Raw genomic sequence first — 15,990 nt, 5'->3', positions numbered from 1 at the left:
TACCTGAAAGAGGTGAGGCGATGAGCGAGTCACATCCGGCCGGAGACGCCGACCTGGGCACGGTGTTCCGCGCGCTCGCCGACGAGCACCGCCGCACCGTGATCGCCGAACTGGCGGCGGACGAGGGCGACAGCGAGCGCACCTGCAACTCGTTCGATCTCCCGGTGTCCAAGCAGACACAGACGCACCACTTCCGGGTGCTGCGCGAGGCCGGGCTGATCCACGAGATCAACTACGGCAACCGCAAGGGAATCCGGTTGCGCCGGGCCGAGATCGACCGCCGCCTCCCCGGACTGCTCGCCCTGCTGACCGCGGAACGCCGCGCCGCCAAGCTCACCTGACCCGAACTACGGCGTCCGGCTGCCGGAATCCCCGGGCGTCGACCCAGCGCCCGCCGTCGAGGCGGCCGGTGGCGGCCACCCGGTCAAGCTGGCCAGGCGAACAGAACCTGCCCCCGCCCCCGACGATCTTCCCGGTGTCCGCGAACAGATAGACGTACCGCGTGAGCGTCCATTCGCAACGCACGACCGGGCGCCGCAGAACGGCCTCGAACCAGTCCGCCGCCCGGGCCGCCAGTTCTTCCGGATCGCCGGTCGCCGCGAACGCGAGGCCGGTGGGCTCGTCCGGGAGCGTGAACAACTGGTCGTGCACCACCTGGTCGCCGCGCAGAGTCCGGCCGTCCAGATGCACCCCGAGGGTCAAGAGAACGCATCCGGCGACGGGATCGGACAGGTCCAGGGAAGCTACCAGCGGAAGCTCCGCGCCGGGCGGGTCAGCTCGGCTGTCGAGCGGACTTGCGCGCCACTGAGCCGCGCGAATCCGCAGCGCCTCGACAAAGCGGCGTTCGGTCTCGCCGAGGTCCCCGCCGTACTCGAACCATTCGTCCGCCACAGTCAGGAAGCATGCCAGCGGAACGGCTAAGTGCCCAGCAATTCCGGCACGAAAAGATCTTCCGCCTTCATCGGCCTCTTCGACAATCCCTGCTCGAAATGCCACCGCAAGAACGCTTCCAGCGACAACCGGTTCCGCTCAATCCCGTACGGCCACCAATCCTCCCCGAACAACCGGCGGTTCTCGTCGTACAGCGCACTGAACCACGGCACCATCCCGGCGTCGCCCATGTGATTGACGACGCGGCCACGCCGGTAATCCGCCATCGCGACTTCCTTCGCCTCGACGAACCCCCGATACAGCCGCTCCGCCAACCCGGGCTGCTCCGCCAGCAGATCCCGCCGGACCACCACTGTGTGCATGATCGGCCGGATCCCGGTGCGCCGGTAATACTCGCGCTCCACCTGCACGTAATCCGGGAACAACTGTGCCACCTCGGGCGAATCCTCCCGGATCCCGCGCGGCGGATCCGCGGTGATCAACGCGTCGATCTCCCCGCTTTCCAGCATCGGCCCGAGCGCTTTCCCCGCCGGGGCCTGCCGCGCCTCCACTTCCGCGGGATGCAGGCGCGGAACGAAATCGAACCACTCCATCGGCCAGTCGAATCCGCCGATCACCCACCGGCTTTGCTCCGGCCGCACGCCGTATTCGTCCGACAGCACGCCTTTCGCGACCACGCCCGCGTCGTGCCCGTAAGTCGCGAACTCGCCGATCGTCTTGCCGATCAAGTCGCGCGGCGCCCGGATCCCGCTGCGGGCGTTGACGTAGATCGCCGAATGCCGGAACTGCCGGTTCGGGAACACCGGCAGGGCGACGAACGGCGGATCCGGCAGGTCAAGGGTGCGCAGGTAGAACGTGAGCCCGAGCTCGGCGACAGCGAACTCCCTGCCCCGCACCATCCGCTCGAACAGGTCCGAGACGACGTCGGCGGTGTGCAGGGTCGCCTCGACGCCTTCGAAGCGGACCCGGCCGTCGAACAGCGGGCGGGTGTTGTCGTAGCGGTACAGGCCGACGTCCAGCCGCAGGTCAGTCATCACATGCCCCTCTCCGTCCCTTCTAATACTAAACGCGTTTACTATCTGCGGGCAACCGCTACGATGCCTCCCGATGGACAAGGACGCACTCGCCGAACTCTTCGCCACCGCCTCGCTCGGCGCCCCCGAGAACGCGGTGGGGTTCGTGATGTGGCGCGTCGTGCACCGCTACGTCCGCGAGGTCGACCAGGCCCTCGCCCCGCTCGACCTGACGCACCTGCAGTTCCAGACGCTCGCGCTCGCCGGCTGGCTGAACCGCACCGGCGGCCCGGTGACCCAATCCGGTCTCGCGACGTCCGGCGACATCCATCCGATGCAAGTGTCGCAGATCCTCAAAACGCTGGAGCGCAAGGGATTCGTCGCCCGCGCCCGCAGTGCCGACGACGTGCGCGCCAAACGCGTCGAGGTCACCGACTCCGGCGGAGCCGCCCTGCGCGCCGCGATGCCGCTCGTGATCGAGGTGCAGCACCGGATCTTCGGCGACGAGGGGCTGCCGGGCGGAAGCCTGCTGAACACCTTGCTGCGCCTGGACAATTCCTGACCAGGCCGCTCGCCGGGCTGCTACGGTGGAAGCGCACCTGTCTCGGGGAGGGACGATGCCGGGAGCTTTCACCGACCGCAAAGCACAAGAACGCTACTTCGCCGTCTACGCGGAAGTCCTGCGAAAGTGGCCGGTTCCGGCCGAGGAACTGGACATTCCCACGAAGTTCGGCCCCACGCGCGTCCGGCGCAGCGGCCCCGGACACGGCACGCCGATCGTGTTGCTGCACGGCATCATGGGCTCGTCGCTGTCCTGGTACCCGCACCTCGCCGAACTCGCCGCCCGGCACCCGGTCTACGCCGTCGATTCGATCGGCGAACCGGGCCACTCGGTCGAGACCGAGCCCGCGAGCACCGACGACGACCTCGCCGAATGGCTTTCCGAAGTCCTCGCCGCCCTCGACCAGGAGAAGGCGTACCTGGCCGGGGTTTCGCGCGGCGGCTACCTGGCGCTCAACCTCGCGACCCGTTCCACCGACCGGATCGCGGGCGTCATCGGGCTGGAACCGGCCGGATTCGCGGAGCTCAGCGTCCCGAAATTCATCCTTTGGAGCATGAAAGAGATCTTCCCCTGGCTGCTGCCCGCCGCGATCCAGCGCCGGATCATCGACGGCGACCCGGCCGTGCGGCGCACCCTGCGGCCCCTGCTGTTCGCCACCTTCAAGTACAAAGCACAGCTGCCGCCGCAGCGCGTCTTCGCCGACGACGAACTCCGCGCGATCGACGTCCCCGTCCAGTTGGTCCTCGGCGCACGCAGCCACATCCACCGCGCGCGCGAAGTCGCCGCCCGGGTCGCGAAGCTGAATCCCCGTATCCGCACGGAAATCGTACCGAGAACAACGCACGCGCTAACGCTTCAGCAACCCGAACTCGTCACCACGCACGTTCTCGACTTCGTCGAAGCAGACCGGACCTGACGTCAAACCTGCCGCGCGGTCGCCATCGCCCGCTCCGTCTCCCAGAACGCACGCATCGAAACGACCAGCCCGTCCTCGTTCACCCGGTACACGAACACCCCGTCGGTGTCGACGCGGTAGCCGCCGGGCAGGTACGTCGTGATGGTGCCGACGTTCGCGACCTCCGAGCCCGCCGCGTGCGAATCGCGGATCACGAACTCGAACTTCTCGACGTTCCCGATCGTCTTGTCCCAGAAGGCGGAAAGACCGTCGCGGCCGTGGTGGCCCTTGCCCTCCTCGTCGAACATCGACGGGCCGACCGGGTCCTCGACGACCGCGTCCGGGGCGAACAGCGCGAGCCAGCCGTCCTTGTCCCCCGCGGTCGCCGCCGTCATCGACTTGAACGCCGCTTCCCGCGCGGGCGGCTGCTTCGCCGCGGGGTCCCAGCAGACCTCGACTCCCATGTCACTCCTCGATTTTCGCGATGATCTCGTCGCCGAACTTGCGGATCGCGTCGACCTTCGGGCCGAGGTCCGCGTCGAATCCGTGGCCCTCGAACACCCACGGCATGGTGATCGCGTCGGTGACGCCCGCCTCGGCCTGTTCGCGGAACCCGTCGAGCCCGAACCGGTCGACGCACACCGCCTGGAACTCGAACGGGTCCTCAGCGCGCCCGCGCTCGGCGAGCAGGCCCTTCAGCTTGCCGATGGTCTCGCGCAGCTGGTCGAGCGTCATCATCGCCGACGACCAGCCGTCCGCCACGCGCGCGGCCCGGCGCAGCGCGACGTCGGTGTGCCCGCCGATGTAGAACGGCACCCGCGACGGCGGCGCCGGGCTCATCTTGAGCTTGTCGAAGTCGAAGAACTCGCCGTGGAACTCGACCATGTCGCCGCCGAGGATCAGCCGCAGCACCTCGATCGCCTCGTCGAACCGCTTGCCGCGGCGCGCGTACGGCGCGCCGCACCATTCGAATTCCTCCGGCGACCAGCCGATCCCCAGCCCTAGGCCGAAGCGCCCGCCGGTCAGCGCGGCGACCGAGTTGACCTGCCGGGCGAGCAGCACCGGATTGCGCGAACCGAGTTTCAGCACCGAGGTGTAGAACCGGATCCGCTCGGTCACCGCGCCCATCGAAGCGGTCGCGACCAGCGGATCGGCCCAGGGCGTGTTCTCGTCCCAGAACCGGCTGCCGTCGGGGGTGTAGGGATAGTCGGCGGACACTTTCTCGGAGTAGAAGAGCGAATCGGGCAGCACGATCGAGGAGAACCCGGCCTCCTCGGCGGCGCGGGCCAGACCGGTCAGCTGGTCGAGCGGGCTCATCGCGATCGACAAGGAGAACTTCATGCCGCGGACTATAACGTGTTCTAGTTTTGTCGGCCACCGCCCGATCGGCGGCGCCGCCGGGAACTCTCCGCGCACGGTCCGCGTTGTCCGTTTCAGGGACGGCTGCCCGGCCGTCGCGTCAGATCGAGACACGGAGTGACCCATGGGCACCGCGATCCTCCTGATCGTGCTGGTCGTCGTCATCGTCGGAGGCGGGTTGTACCTGGCCAGGAAGCAGGCCGCGACCAGGCAGAGCCAGCTCGACGACGCGAAGGCCGACGCGCGCCGCCTCGTCGAGCGCCTCGGCGGCCAGGTCCTCAACATCACCGGCACCGACACCGCCTCCCAGCAGGCGATGGCCGACGCGAGCGAGCGCTACAACGCCGCCGGTTCGCAACTGGAGCAGGCCAAGACCGTCGAACAGGCCCGGCTGGTGAAGGAAACCGCCATCGAAGGCCTGTACTACGTCCGCGCCGCGCGCACGGCGATGGGCATGGACCCCGGCCCCGCACTGCCGGACGAGGCCGAGCGCGAACGCGCGGGCAAGGTCACCGAACACCGCGAGGTGGACGTCGAAGGCCAGCGCTACGCCGCCTCGCCCGACCCCGGCCAGGACACGCCGTACTACTACCCCGGCGGCCGCGTCGCGGGACGCCCGGTGCCGCAGGGCTGGTACAGCGAACCGTGGTGGAAGCCCGCGCTCGTGGCGGGCGCGTGGGGCCTCGGCTCGATGTTCCTGTTCAGCGCCATGTTCTCCGGCATGAGCGGCATCGCCAGCGCCTCGGCCTGGGAATCCGGCTACGACGCGGGCCAGGCGGACGCCCTGGACGCCGGCGGCATGGACGGCGGCTTCGACGGCGGAGGCTTTGACGGCGGCGGTTTCGACGGAAGCCAGGACTTCGGCGGAGGTTTCGACGGAGGCGGCTTCGACGGCGGCGGGTTTGACGGCGGAGGCTTCGACTTCTGACCCGGTGATCCGGCTGAAGGCCCCGCGGCAGATTTGCCGCGGGGCCTTCGTCGTCTCCCTGTCCCGCGGCTAGAGGCTGCTGCGCGGCTGGTCATGGTTGACCGGGCAGCGCCGCGGCGTCCCGCAGCCAGCACACCGCGTCGGAAATCGCCTCAAGCGGGCTGGCAGGTGGGACACCAATAAAGATTCCGCGCAGCCAATTCCTTCTGCGCCACCGGCGTCCCGCAGATCAAACACGGCATCCCGGCCCGCCGGTACACGTAAACCTCGCCCCCGTGCCGATCCTCCCGGGGAGCGCGCCCCATCGCCGCGGGCAGATGCTCCGGCGCGACCGTGTCGATCCGCCCGACGCGGACCCCGGCGCGCATCAGCGTCACCAGATCCGCCCACATGCCCTCCCACTGCGCGCGGTCCAGCGAACGGCCCGGGATCATCGGCGAAATCCCGTGCCGGAACAGCACTTCCGCGCGATAAACGTTTCCGACCCCGGCCAGTACAGCCTGGTCCATCAGCAACGCGGCGATCGTCGTACGAGACCGGGAAATCCGCTCCCACGCGCGATCCGGCTTGGCGTCGCGGCGCAGCGGGTCCGGGCCGAGCCTGGCCTTGATCGCGTCGACCTGCGCCGGATCCAGCAGTTCGCACCGGGTCGGGCCGCGCAAATCGGTCCAGTGAGTGCGGCCGACCAGCCGCATCCGCACCTGGCCGACCGGCGCGGTCTCCGGCAACGGCGTCTCGGCAAAAGTGCCGTACAGACCTAAGTGGACATGGACTGTCCCCAACGGACCGTAGTTGTGGAACAGGTGCTTCCCGTACGCCTCGGCGGAAACGAGCACCTGCCCGTCGAGTTTCCCCGCCTCCGCGGCGAACCGGCCCTGCGGACTGCTGAGGCCGACCGGTCCGCCGGCGTAGCGGCGTTTGTGGAGACGGGCCAGCCGATGGAGCGTGTGCCCCTCGGGCATCAGGCCTCCGGCAGGGCGGGCGGAGTGCCGGTGCGCTCGTAGTCGAGCAGCTGCTGCACGCGCCGCGTGTGGCGCTCGGCCGGGTCCACCGGCGTGGCGAGGAACGCGTCGACGATCTCGGTCGCCTGCTCCTCGGTGTGCATCCGGGCGCCGACGCCCAGCACCTGGGCGTGGTTGTGCTGCCGGGTCAGCTGCGCGGTTTCGACGCTCCAGCCCAGCCCGGCGCGGATGCCCGGCACCTTGTTCGCGGCGATCTGCTCGCCGTTGCCGGACCCGCCGATGACGATCCCGAGGCTGCCCTCGTCGGCGGCCACGCGGCGCGCGGTTTCGACGCAGAACGCCGGGTAGTCGTCCGCCGCGTCGTAGACGAACGGACCGATGTCGGTCACCTCGTGCCCCTGTTCGCCGAGGTGGCGGACAAGGTGGTTCTTCAGCTCGAAACCGGCATGGTCGGATCCCAAGTAGACACGCACAGCGGGAGTGTGCCATCTCGCCGCCTGCCCGGCATGCTCCGGGGGTGGACATCGCAGCGCAGCGCGGCACGGACGTCCGGCTCGAATGGGGCGGCGAAGGCGTCGCCGTCCTCGGCCGGGAATGCGCCGTGCTGATCATCGTGGACGTGCTTTCCTTCAGCACCACAACGGATCTCGTCGTCAGCCGCGGCGGCCGCGTGCTGCCGGTGCGATGGCGCGACGAACGCGGGGTCGCCGAGGCGCGCGGAGCGGGAGCGGTGGTCGCCGGAGAAGAGGAATGGACGCTCCGGCCGTCTTCTGTGACGGAGATCCCGTCCGGCACGCTGCTCGCGCTCCCCTCCCCCAATGGTGCGACGCTCTGTGCGGCCGCGGCGAAAACCGGCGCGCACGTATTGGCCGGTTGCCTGCGGAATGCGTCGGCGACCGCGGCGAAAGCCAGGGAAATCGCCGGCGGGCGGCCGATCGGCGTCATTCCCGCCGGGGAACGGTGGGGCGTCGACCTGTTCGGGGAAGGAGCGGAATCCGGTCCGCTGCGGCCGTGCGTCGAGGACCAGCTGGGCGCGGGCGCGATCGTCAGCGCGCTGCCCGGCTCGTGGTCCGCCGAAGCCGCGCTCGCCGCCGCTGCCTACGCGGGCACCGACGTGCCAGCCGCGCTGCGCGCCTGCAGCTCCGGCCGGGAACTCGCCGCGACCGGCCACGGCAACGACGTCGTCCTCGCGGCCCAGCAGGACGTCAGCGCTAGCGTGGCGAGCCTGGCACACGGAATCCTGGAGGGGCGATGAGCTGGACCGAGGTGGCCGACCGGGTTTTCGCCCGCCGGTACGACGAACTGGACCTGACGACCGGCCTCGTGCTCGGCCAGGAGCGATGCCTGGTGATCGACACCCGCGGCGACGTCGACCAGGGCGCCGAATTCGCCGCCGCGATCCGGGAGCTGACCGAACTGCCGTGGTCGGTCGTCTACACGCACGCGCATTTCGACCACGCCTTCGGCACCACGCCGTTCCTGCCGTGCGACGTCTGGGCCCACCCCGGGTGCCTGCGAGCCATGCTGGAAAACGGCGAAGCTGACAAACAAACCTGGGCCGCGCACTACCGCGAAGAGGGCAAGCCGGAGATCGCCGACGCCATCGAACGAACCGGGCTCATGCCGCCGGACCGCCTCGTGCCCGACCGCGCCGAACTCGACCTCGGCGGCCGCACAGCCGCGCTCGTGCACCCCGGCCCCGCGCACACCGACCACGACCTGCTGGTCCACGTGCCGGACGCGGACGTCGTCTTCGCCGGAGACGTCGTGGAACACGGCCCGCACGGCTTCACCGCGTACTCGTTCGGGCCGGACGACCAACTCGACGCGTGGGCCGCAGCGATGGACGCGCTGCTCGCGCTCGAACCTCGCGTCGTCGTGCCTGGGCACGGCGACCCGGTGGATGCGGCGTTCGTGCGGACGCATCGCGACGGGCTGCTGCGGCTGCACGAACTGAAGGCGACCAAGGCGTCGCGCGAAGAGGCGCTGAAGGGCTCGCCGTATCCGGAGGACGTCACCAAGGCGGCGCTCGGGTTCTCGTGAGTGTTTATGCCGGTTAGAACCGGCATAAACACTCACGACGGCGTCAGTCGAAGTTCAGGTCCCCGGTCCGGGTGCGCTTCAGTTCGAAGAAGTCCGGGTAGCTGGCCAGCGCGACCGCGCCGTCGAACACCTTCAGCGCGTCCTCGCCCCGCGGGATCGACGACAGCACCGGGCCGAAGAACGCGCTCCCGTTGACGTGGATGGTCGGCGTGCCGACATCCATGCCGACCGGGTCCATGCCCTCGTGGTGGCTCTTGCGCAGCGCCTCGTCGTATTCGGTCGATTCGCCCGCCTCGGCGAGTTCGGCCGGGGCGCCGATCGCGGCCAGCGCCTCCTTGATGACGAGCTTGCGGTCCTCGTTGTGCTGGTTGTGGTAGCGGGTGCCGAACTCGGTGTAGAAGTCGCGCACGGCCTGCTGGCCCTGGGTCTGCGCCAGCGCGGTCGCGACGCGGACCGGGGCCCAGCCCTCGCTCAGCAGTTCCTTGTACCGCTCGGGCAGGTCTTCGCGGCCTTCGTTCAGCACCGAAAGGCTCATCACCCGGAAGGTCAGGTCCAGCTCGCGGTGCTTCTCGACTTCGAGGATCCACCGCGACGAGATCCACGCGAACGGGCAGATCGGGTCGAAGTAGAAGTCCACCGTGGTGGGCTGGGACGAGTCAGTCATTTTTTCACGGGCTCCTCGGCGAGGCTGCTCCCCGGCGCTCGCCGAGGGCGGGGCGAACCCCCGCACTGCGAGGCAACGCGGCGGCCCCTCCGCATTGTTCCCTGGTCGCCCCTTCCGGGCGCGTCATGATTGGATGCTGAACGTCGTGCCCACCGGATCCGAAGACCAGAGGTGCCCGTGCCCGCCCCCAACCTGACGCGTGACGAAGCCAAGCAGCGCTCCGGCCTGCTGGACGTGTCGTCCTACGACATCGAGCTGGACCTCACCGACGGCAACGGCCGTCCCGGGGAGAAGACCTTCCGCTCCACCACCACGGTGCGGTTCTCCAGCAGCCGTCCCGGCGAAGCGTCGTGGATCGACCTCGTCGCCGAAGGCGTCCGCTCCGCCGTGCTGAACGGCACCGAGCTCGATGTCAGCGGCTACGCCGAGGAAAAGGGCATCGCGCTGCCCGGCCTTGCCGCGGAGAACGAACTCGTCGTCACCGCGGACTGCCGCTACATGAACACCGGCGAGGGCCTGCACCGGTTCGTCGACCCGGTCGACGACGGCGTCTACCTCTACACCCAGTTCGAGACCGCCGACGCGAAGCGCATGTTCGCCTGCTTCGACCAGCCGGACCTCAAGTCCGTCTACCGGCTCGCGGTGCACGCCCCGCGCGCCTGGAAGGTCGTGTCCAACGCGCTGGTCGAAAGCGCCGAAGACACCGAGGACGGCGCGCGCCGCACGCAGTTCGCCGAATCCGAGCGCATTTCCACCTATCTGGTGGCGCTCGTCGCCGGCCCGTACGCGGAGTGGACCGACGAGTTCCGCGACGAGCACCGCACCATCCCGCTCGGCATCTACTGCCGCGCGTCGCTCGCCGAGCACATGGACGCCGAGCGGCTGTTCGTCGAAACCAAACAGGGTTTCGCCTTCTACCACGAGAAATTCGGCACCCCGTACCCGTTCTCCAAGTACGACCAGCTGTTCGTGCCGGAGTTCAACGCGGGCGCGATGGAGAACGCCGGCGCGGTCACCTTCCTCGAGGACTACGTCTTCCGCAGCCGCGTCACCCGCTACGCCTACGAGCGGCGCGCCGAGACGCTGCTGCACGAGATGGCGCACATGTGGTTCGGCGACCTGGTCACCATGCGCTGGTGGGACGACCTGTGGCTGAACGAGTCGTTCGCGACCTTCGCCAGCGTGTTCGCCCAGGCCGAGGCGACCGAGTACAAGAACGCCTGGACCAGCTTCGCGAACATCGAGAAGTCCTGGGCCTACCGCCAGGACCAGCTGCCCTCGACGCACCCGATCGCGGCCGACATCGTCGACCTGCACGCGGTCGAGGTCAACTTCGACGGCATCACCTACGCCAAGGGCGCGAGCGTGCTGAAGCAGCTGGTGTCCTACGTGGGCATCGAGCACTTCCTCGACGGCCTCAAGGTGTATTTCGGCAAGCACGCGTGGGGCAACGCCACCCTCGCCGACCTGCTGGCGGCGCTGGAAGAAGCGTCCGGCCGCGATCTGTCGTGGTGGAGCGCGGAATGGCTGGAGACCACCGGCCTCAACTCGCTCAGCCCGCGCTATGAGATCGCCGCCGACGGCACCTTCGCGTCCTTCGCCGTCGTGCAGACCGGCGCGAAGCCGGGCGCCGGCGAACTGCGCACGCATCGCGTCGCGGTCGGCGTCTACGACGAGGACCGCGACGGCAAGATCGTCCGCACCCGCCGCGTCGAACTGGACGTCACCGGCGAGCGCACCGAGGTCCCGGACCTCGTCGGCCAGGCGGCGGGCAAGCTCGTGCTGGTCAACGACGACGACCTGACCTACTGCCGGATGCGCCTCGACCCGGCGTCGCTGACCACGCTGATCGACCGGATCGGCGACATCACCGAATCGCTGCCGCGCACGCTGTGCTGGTCGGCTGCTTGGGAGATGACGCGCGAGGCCGAGTTGAAGGCTCGCGACTTCGTGACGCTCGTGGCGCGCGGGATTCACGCCGAGAGCGAGGTCGGCGTGGTGCAGCGGTTGCTGTTGCAGGCGCAGACGGCGTTGAACTCTTACGCGGACCAGAAGTGGGCTGCCGCGGAGGGGTGGCCTGCGTTGAGCGGACGGCTGCTGGAGCTGGCCCGTACCGCGGAGGCTGGGTCGGATCACCAGCTGGCGTTTGTGAATTCGCTGGCCGGGGGTGTGTTGAGCGAGGAGATCCTGTCCGCGATCGCTGGCTGGCTCGACGGCTCCGCGCCGCTGCCGGGCCTCACTGTGGACACGGATCTTCGGTGGCGGTTGCTGCAGGCGTTGGTCGCGCACGGGAAGGCCGGCGCGGACGAGATCAATGCCGAGCAGGAGCGGGATGACACCGCTGCTGGCCGGCGGCACGCTGAGCGGTCGCGGGCGTTGCAGCCTACGGCTGAGGCCAAGGCTGATACTTGGCAGCGGGCGATCTACGACGACGAGATTCCGAACGCGGTGAGTGATGCGTTGATTTCCGGGTTCTCGCACCCGGGGCAGAAGCATCTGCTCGGGGAGTACATCGAGCGGTACTTCGAGGTTATCGACGATGTGTGGGCTCGGCGGTCCAGTGAGCGGGCTCAGCCGACGGCGATCGGGTTGTATCCGTCTTGGGCGGTTGAGCCTGCGACGGTGAATGCTTCGGACGAGTGGCTCGAAGGGGATCATCCGGCGGCGTTGCGGCGGCTGGTTTCCGAGGGGCGGGCTGGGATTGTCCGGGCGTTGGCTGCTCGGGACTTTGACAGTCAGGCCTGAGGCTGTTCGGCTGTTCGGCTCGTCGCCTGGCGGCGACATTGCGCCCGGTCTTGGGTTGCGTGGGGCACCCCGAAGGTTGATTGTGCTGACGGTTCGGGGGTGCTTGTCAAGGCGGGAAAGATGCCTTGACAAGCACCCCCGAACCGCAGGGAGGCTTCGTATCGGGGTTGGGGAGGGGCTGGGTGCCTCGATGGTCGGGTGCACCGGCTGCGGTGTCGTAGGCGGCGGGGCTAGCGCCCCAATGTGGCATTGGGTGCGTCCCACGCACCCAATGTGGCGTTCGGTGCGTCGCATGCACCCAATGCGGCGTTGGGGCGCAACCCTCGCGGCGGCGGGTGAGCCGTGAAAGGCCCCTCGAGGACCAGCGGCTGGTCGTGAGGGGAACCCTGACGGAATCAGGGTCAATGAGGGTGGCCCGCACGAACGGCGGTGGCAGAACGTAAAAGAGCCGTCCCGCTGGGTGCGGGACGGCTCTGGCGTTTGCGGGAGTATCAGTGCTTCGGGGCGGGGCCTGCCTGGTCGCTCAGCATGCGCAGGGCGTTGACCAAGCCGCCGGTCAGGTCGCCTTCCTTGAAGGAGGCCACCATGCTCGCCACGGCCAGGTTCGCGCCTCGGTCGGGCAGGCGGGAGTGGGCGCGCTCGCCGGTGACGATCTCGATGGCGCGCTGGGCGGGGGAAACGCCGAGCAGCACCGCGTTCGAGGGGTCGTCGGTGGCGGCGTGCAGCTTTTCCGCGCCGGCGCGGGTGTCTTCGCCGAGGTCGCCCAGGTAGATGCTGAAGCCGAGACCGGTTTCGCGCGTCGCGAAGGTCAGGGCCTCGTCGAGGCGGGCCAGCTGCTGCACCGTGAACGGGCTCGTCGGCGCGGCGGGCTCGTACATTTTCGCCGCGGACAGCCTGCCGCTGTTGGTGATGACCTCGCCGAAGGCCAGGTCCTTTTCCGCGACCGCGGTCTGGGTCACTTCACCACTTGCCACGAGCGCCTCCTGCGGCCGTCGAAGCGCCCGCGGGCGCCGCATTCACGTCAACCGCCGGGCCGTGGGCGGCTCCCACGCCGTCCGGGTTGGCGGTCCACCACATCGCGGGGTATTCCCACGGCTGCCCCGGCCGGTACCGCGGCGTCCCCGAGAACTTCTTCCGCAAGGTCGCGGCGCCGACCACGAAGTAAATGGCCCCGGGGATGACCGCGTAGACCAGGATCGTCTCGACAACGTTCACGCCGGTGAGCGTATCGGATGCCTCCCGGAGCCACCGCGCGACACCGGCGTCCGGGGGCGACCGTTCGTCGCCGCTGAGGCGCCGTCCGCCGCTTGGCCCGCCCCCGCTGGAACGTTGGGGCGAAGGGCTGCGGGCCGAAAGATGGCAACTCGCCGTACAGGCGGCCGTACCGGGCGATACCGGCTTGTCCGAACCTTGAAATCCTCGTAGCTTTTTCACCTGTACGGGCCTTGCGCCCGCCTCCCCAGCCCCAGCCCGTCACGCACCGGTCCCAGGAGGACACCTCATGCAGAGCGTCCAGACCCCCGCTCAGGCGATCACCGAGACCATTTCGTCACCCAGCGAGACCGGATTCGTGCCCGGAACGCGGGTCACGTCCGGCACCAGGGTTACGCGGGGCACTCGGGTCACCCGCGGAACCCGGGTCACCGCGGGCACGCGCGTGACGATGGGTACCCGGGTCACCATGGGAACTCGAGTCACCAGGGGAACCCGCGTTACCCGCGGGACCCGCGTCACGATGGGCACCCGCGTCACGCGCGGCACCCGGGTCACGGCAGGCACCCGCGTCACCTGCGGCACGCGGGTCACGATGGGCACGCGGGTCACGATGGGCACGCGCGTCACCCGCGGCACCAGGGTCACCGCCGGAACCCGCGTCACGATGGGCACCCGTGTCACCCGCGGCACGCGCGTCACGCGCGGCACCCGGGTCACGATGGGCACGCGCGTCACCTGCCAGGCCGACTACAGCCTCGCCGCCTGAGCGAAAGCGCCACGTCGAGCAGGTCCACCGGCTCGCCCCGGCCGCCGTACTGGCAGCCGGGGCGCCGACGTGTGCGGGGCTAGGCCGCCGACCCGAGATACGGCCGCCACAGCGGATCGGCCTCTTTGGAATGCGCCAGCAGCCGCCAGTGCGGGCCGTGCGGGGCGCGGGGCACCACGCGCAGCCTCCAGCCGATCTCCGACAGGAGCCGGTCGGCCTTGCGGTGGTTGCACTTCGCGCAGCAGGCGACGCAATTGGTCCAGCTGTGCGGACCGCCCTTGCTGCGCGGGACGACGTGGTCGATGGTTTCCGCGCGCCCGCCGCAGTACGCGCAGCGGTGCCGGTCGCGGTGCATCAGCCCGGCCCTGGTCAACGGCACCTGCGCCCGGTAGGGCACCCGCACGTACGTGCTGAGCCGGATCACCGAGGGCACGGGCAGCGACACCGTCGCGGCGTGCAGTTCGACGCCGCCCGGATCGCCGTGGACGACCTCCGCCTTGCCGCACATGACGAGCACCACCGCGCGCCGCATGGGCACCGCGGTCAGCGGCTCGAAAGTGGCGTTGAGCAGGAGGACCCGGCGCCGCCCCCACGCCGGGGCGACCGGATCGCGGGCTCTACGCTGTCCGGGCGGACGGGATGCTCCCCCTGGACGGGTCCCCGGCCCGGACGGGACGGAGCCGCCGGATGCGGACCCTCCCGGGCAGGCACGCAGGATCGCCTCCGGCGGCAGCTCGGCCATGGCTTGGCCGGCGCCGCCGAGGGGGACGGGTTGTCGGTCTGGCACTCGACCACCTCCACCGGTGCAGGCATAGTCGACCACACATCAGGGCCCCCGCGCACGCGTGTTCTGTGACGTGTCACATACCCGCGACCCGGCGGCCACCCCGCGGCCGCTTGCGCGTCGCGGGGCCAGCAAAGCGAGAAGGGACTTTCCCAGCCAGTGAATGCCGTGCTCAGCGCTCCGCCCAGCTGCATCTCCGAGACCGGGTCGTGGTGCGCCCAGGTCTACTCGGTCACGCACAACGAGTGGCTCGCCGCGTCGGCGGGCTGGCTCGTCACCAAGCCGCTGAAGATCATCATGATCCTCGTCATCGCGTTCGTGGTGCGCTATCTCACCAAGCGGCTGATCGAGCGGGTCACCACGCTCCCGGCCTCGGGCAGCAACGGCAAGATCCCGTCGCTGTTGAGACCGCTGCGCGAACGCGCGCCGGAGATGCTCGGCAGCGCCGTGGTGGAACGCCGCAGGCAGCGCGCCAAGACGATCGGCTCGGTGCTGAAGTCGATGGCGACGTTCCTGATCTACGGCCTCGCGTTCATCCTCGTGCTGGGCGAACTGGGCATCGACCTGGCCCCGATCATCGCCTCGGCCGGGATCGTCGGCGTCGCGCTCGGGTTCGGCGCGCAGAATCTGGTCAAGGACTTCCTTTCCGGGATGTTCATGATGATCGAGGACCAGTACGGCGTCGGCGACGTCGTGGACATCGGCGAGGCCACCGGGACCGTCGAGGCGGTCGGCCTGCGCATCACCACGCTGCGCGACCTGAAGGGCACCGTCTGGTACGTCCGCAACGGCGAGGTGCTGCGCGTCGGCAACTCGAGCCAGGGCTTCGCCTACGCCGTGGTGGACGTCCCGCTGAGCTACTCCGCGGACGTCGACAAGGCCACCGAGGTGCTCAGCGGCGCGGCCACGAAGGCGGTCGAAACGGACGCGCTCTCGGCGAACGTGCTGGAGCCGCCGGAAATGCTCGGCGTCGAACAGGTCACGCCGGAGGGCATCGTGTTGCGCCTGACGGTCAAGGTGCGACCGGGCAAGCAGTGGGCGGTGCAGCGGAAGCTGCGCGGGCAGCTGCTCGGCGCGCTCGAGGAGGCCGGTTTCGAACCGCCGCTCGGCCGGTTGCTGTCGTCCATGCAGGACAAGCAGTCGGGCGCGCAGCGCAGCTGAGG

General features: G+C 69.5%; 20 protein-coding genes. 9 read left to right on the top strand and 11 right to left on the bottom strand.

The features are described 5' to 3' along the window. Positions 1–20: 20 nt before the first annotated feature. Entirely contained in the window at positions 21–341 is a 321-nt protein-coding gene (locus tag H4281_RS28705) for an ArsR/SmtB family transcription factor (RefSeq protein WP_182894023.1), read from the top strand. Here the strand turns inward: H4281_RS28705 and H4281_RS28700 are convergent. Next, complete coding sequence (locus tag H4281_RS28700; RefSeq protein WP_182894022.1) at positions 334–891, bottom strand: hypothetical protein; 558 nt, start codon at positions 889–891, stop codon at positions 334–336. The two genes, H4281_RS28705 and H4281_RS28700, sit on opposite strands and share 8 nt — an antisense overlap. Before the next feature lie 26 nt (positions 892–917). Then, entirely contained in the window at positions 918–1,925 is a 1,008-nt protein-coding gene (locus H4281_RS28695) for a 4,5-dihydroxyphthalate decarboxylase (protein ID WP_182894021.1), read from the bottom strand. Positions 1,926–1,998: 73 nt separating this feature from the next. On the opposite strand from H4281_RS28695, the gene H4281_RS28690 reads away from it, so the two are divergent. Together H4281_RS28690 and H4281_RS28685 are read left to right on the top strand one after the other, a co-directional pair. After that, positions 1,999–2,466 (top strand): MarR family winged helix-turn-helix transcriptional regulator, encoded by a 468-nt coding sequence (locus H4281_RS28690; RefSeq protein WP_182894020.1) that lies wholly within the window; start codon positions 1,999–2,001, stop codon positions 2,464–2,466. A 55-nt stretch (positions 2,467–2,521) separates the two neighbouring features. Continuing rightward, positions 2,522–3,382 carry an alpha/beta fold hydrolase gene (locus tag H4281_RS28685; RefSeq protein WP_182894019.1) on the top strand — a complete coding sequence of 287 codons (861 nt, stop codon included), beginning with the start codon at positions 2,522–2,524 and terminating at the stop codon, positions 3,380–3,382. 2 nt (positions 3,383–3,384) lie between these two features. On the opposite strand, the gene H4281_RS28680 is transcribed toward H4281_RS28685, so the two are convergent. Together H4281_RS28680 and H4281_RS28675 are read right to left on the bottom strand one after the other, a co-directional pair. Further along, a complete protein-coding gene (locus H4281_RS28680; protein ID WP_182894018.1) occupies positions 3,385–3,825 on the bottom strand; it encodes a nuclear transport factor 2 family protein in 441 nt (146 codons plus the stop codon). 1 nt (position 3,826) lies between these two features. Then, complete coding sequence (locus tag H4281_RS28675; RefSeq protein WP_182894017.1) at positions 3,827–4,702, bottom strand: TIGR03619 family F420-dependent LLM class oxidoreductase; 876 nt, start codon at positions 4,700–4,702, stop codon at positions 3,827–3,829. Between the two features lie 142 nt (positions 4,703–4,844). On the opposite strand from H4281_RS28675, the gene H4281_RS28670 reads away from it, so the two are divergent. Beyond that, positions 4,845–5,648 (top strand): hypothetical protein, encoded by an 804-nt coding sequence (locus H4281_RS28670; protein WP_182894016.1) that lies wholly within the window; start codon positions 4,845–4,847, stop codon positions 5,646–5,648. A gap of 152 nt (positions 5,649–5,800) precedes the next feature. Here H4281_RS28670 and H4281_RS28665 read toward each other — a convergent pair whose 3' ends face one another. Both H4281_RS28665 and H4281_RS28660 read right to left on the bottom strand, forming a co-directional pair. After that, positions 5,801–6,610 carry an Fpg/Nei family DNA glycosylase gene (locus tag H4281_RS28665; RefSeq protein WP_182894015.1) on the bottom strand — a complete coding sequence of 270 codons (810 nt, stop codon included), beginning with the start codon at positions 6,608–6,610 and terminating at the stop codon, positions 5,801–5,803. After that, positions 6,610–7,083, bottom strand: a complete 474-nt coding sequence (locus H4281_RS28660) for a ribose-5-phosphate isomerase (RefSeq protein ID WP_037814042.1) — start codon at positions 7,081–7,083, stop codon at positions 6,610–6,612. The genes H4281_RS28665 and H4281_RS28660 overlap by 1 nt, the downstream gene beginning before the upstream one ends. 44 nt (positions 7,084–7,127) lie before the next feature. Between H4281_RS28660 and H4281_RS28655 the strand changes: the two genes are divergently transcribed. Together H4281_RS28655 and H4281_RS28650 are read left to right on the top strand one after the other, a co-directional pair. Next, the gene (locus H4281_RS28655) at positions 7,128–7,865 is read left to right on the top strand and encodes a 2-phosphosulfolactate phosphatase (protein ID WP_182894014.1); all 738 of its coding nucleotides are present in this window, start codon (positions 7,128–7,130) and stop codon (positions 7,863–7,865) included. Beyond that, positions 7,862–8,653, top strand: coding sequence for an MBL fold metallo-hydrolase (locus H4281_RS28650; protein ID WP_182894013.1), 792 nt, complete (start codon positions 7,862–7,864; stop codon positions 8,651–8,653). The genes H4281_RS28655 and H4281_RS28650 overlap by 4 nt, the downstream gene beginning before the upstream one ends. 43 nt (positions 8,654–8,696) lie before the next feature. Here H4281_RS28650 and H4281_RS28645 read toward each other — a convergent pair whose 3' ends face one another. Further along, positions 8,697–9,317, bottom strand: coding sequence for a mycothiol-dependent nitroreductase Rv2466c family protein (locus tag H4281_RS28645; RefSeq protein WP_182894012.1), 621 nt, complete (start codon positions 9,315–9,317; stop codon positions 8,697–8,699). A 177-nt stretch (positions 9,318–9,494) separates the two neighbouring features. Here H4281_RS28645 and pepN point away from each other — a divergent pair, with 177 nt between their 5' ends. Beyond that, positions 9,495–12,062: an aminopeptidase N gene (gene pepN, locus H4281_RS28640; protein ID WP_182894011.1), complete on the top strand. Its 2,568-nt coding sequence runs from the start codon at positions 9,495–9,497 to the stop codon at positions 12,060–12,062. A 491-nt stretch (positions 12,063–12,553) separates the two neighbouring features. Here the strand turns inward: pepN and H4281_RS28635 are convergent, their stop codons facing one another. From H4281_RS28635 to H4281_RS45765, 3 genes are all read right to left on the bottom strand, one after another. Beyond that, positions 12,554–13,036, bottom strand: coding sequence for a DUF5130 family protein (locus tag H4281_RS28635; protein ID WP_182894010.1), 483 nt, complete (start codon positions 13,034–13,036; stop codon positions 12,554–12,556). Further along, on the bottom strand, positions 13,023–13,277 hold the full coding sequence (gene ctaJ, locus H4281_RS28630; RefSeq protein ID WP_182894009.1) for an aa3-type cytochrome oxidase subunit CtaJ: 255 nt from the start codon (positions 13,275–13,277) through the stop codon (positions 13,023–13,025). Before ctaJ ends, H4281_RS28635 begins: the two co-directional genes overlap by 14 nt. 309 nt (positions 13,278–13,586) lie before the next feature. Then, on the bottom strand, positions 13,587–13,742 hold the full coding sequence (locus H4281_RS45765; RefSeq protein ID WP_199785999.1) for a hypothetical protein: 156 nt from the start codon (positions 13,740–13,742) through the stop codon (positions 13,587–13,589). A 1-nt stretch (position 13,743) separates the two neighbouring features. Between H4281_RS45765 and H4281_RS45760 the strand changes: the two genes are divergently transcribed. Further along, positions 13,744–14,043, top strand: a complete 300-nt coding sequence (locus H4281_RS45760; protein ID WP_237600780.1) for a hypothetical protein — start codon at positions 13,744–13,746, stop codon at positions 14,041–14,043. 79 nt (positions 14,044–14,122) lie between these two features. Here the strand turns inward: H4281_RS45760 and H4281_RS46815 are convergent, their stop codons facing one another. After that, positions 14,123–14,614, bottom strand: coding sequence for an HNH endonuclease (locus H4281_RS46815; RefSeq protein ID WP_009081297.1), 492 nt, complete (start codon positions 14,612–14,614; stop codon positions 14,123–14,125). Positions 14,615–14,986: 372 nt separating this feature from the next. Between H4281_RS46815 and H4281_RS28615 the strand changes: the two genes are divergently transcribed. Then, positions 14,987–15,988, top strand: a complete 1,002-nt coding sequence (locus H4281_RS28615; RefSeq protein ID WP_182894007.1) for a mechanosensitive ion channel family protein — start codon at positions 14,987–14,989, stop codon at positions 15,986–15,988. Positions 15,989–15,990 lie beyond the last annotated feature (2 nt).

The organism is Amycolatopsis dendrobii (assembly GCF_014145675.1).
Classification (GTDB): Bacteria; Actinomycetota; Actinomycetes; order Mycobacteriales; family Pseudonocardiaceae; genus Amycolatopsis; species Amycolatopsis dendrobii.
This window is presented reverse-complemented; position numbering and strand designations above follow the sequence as displayed.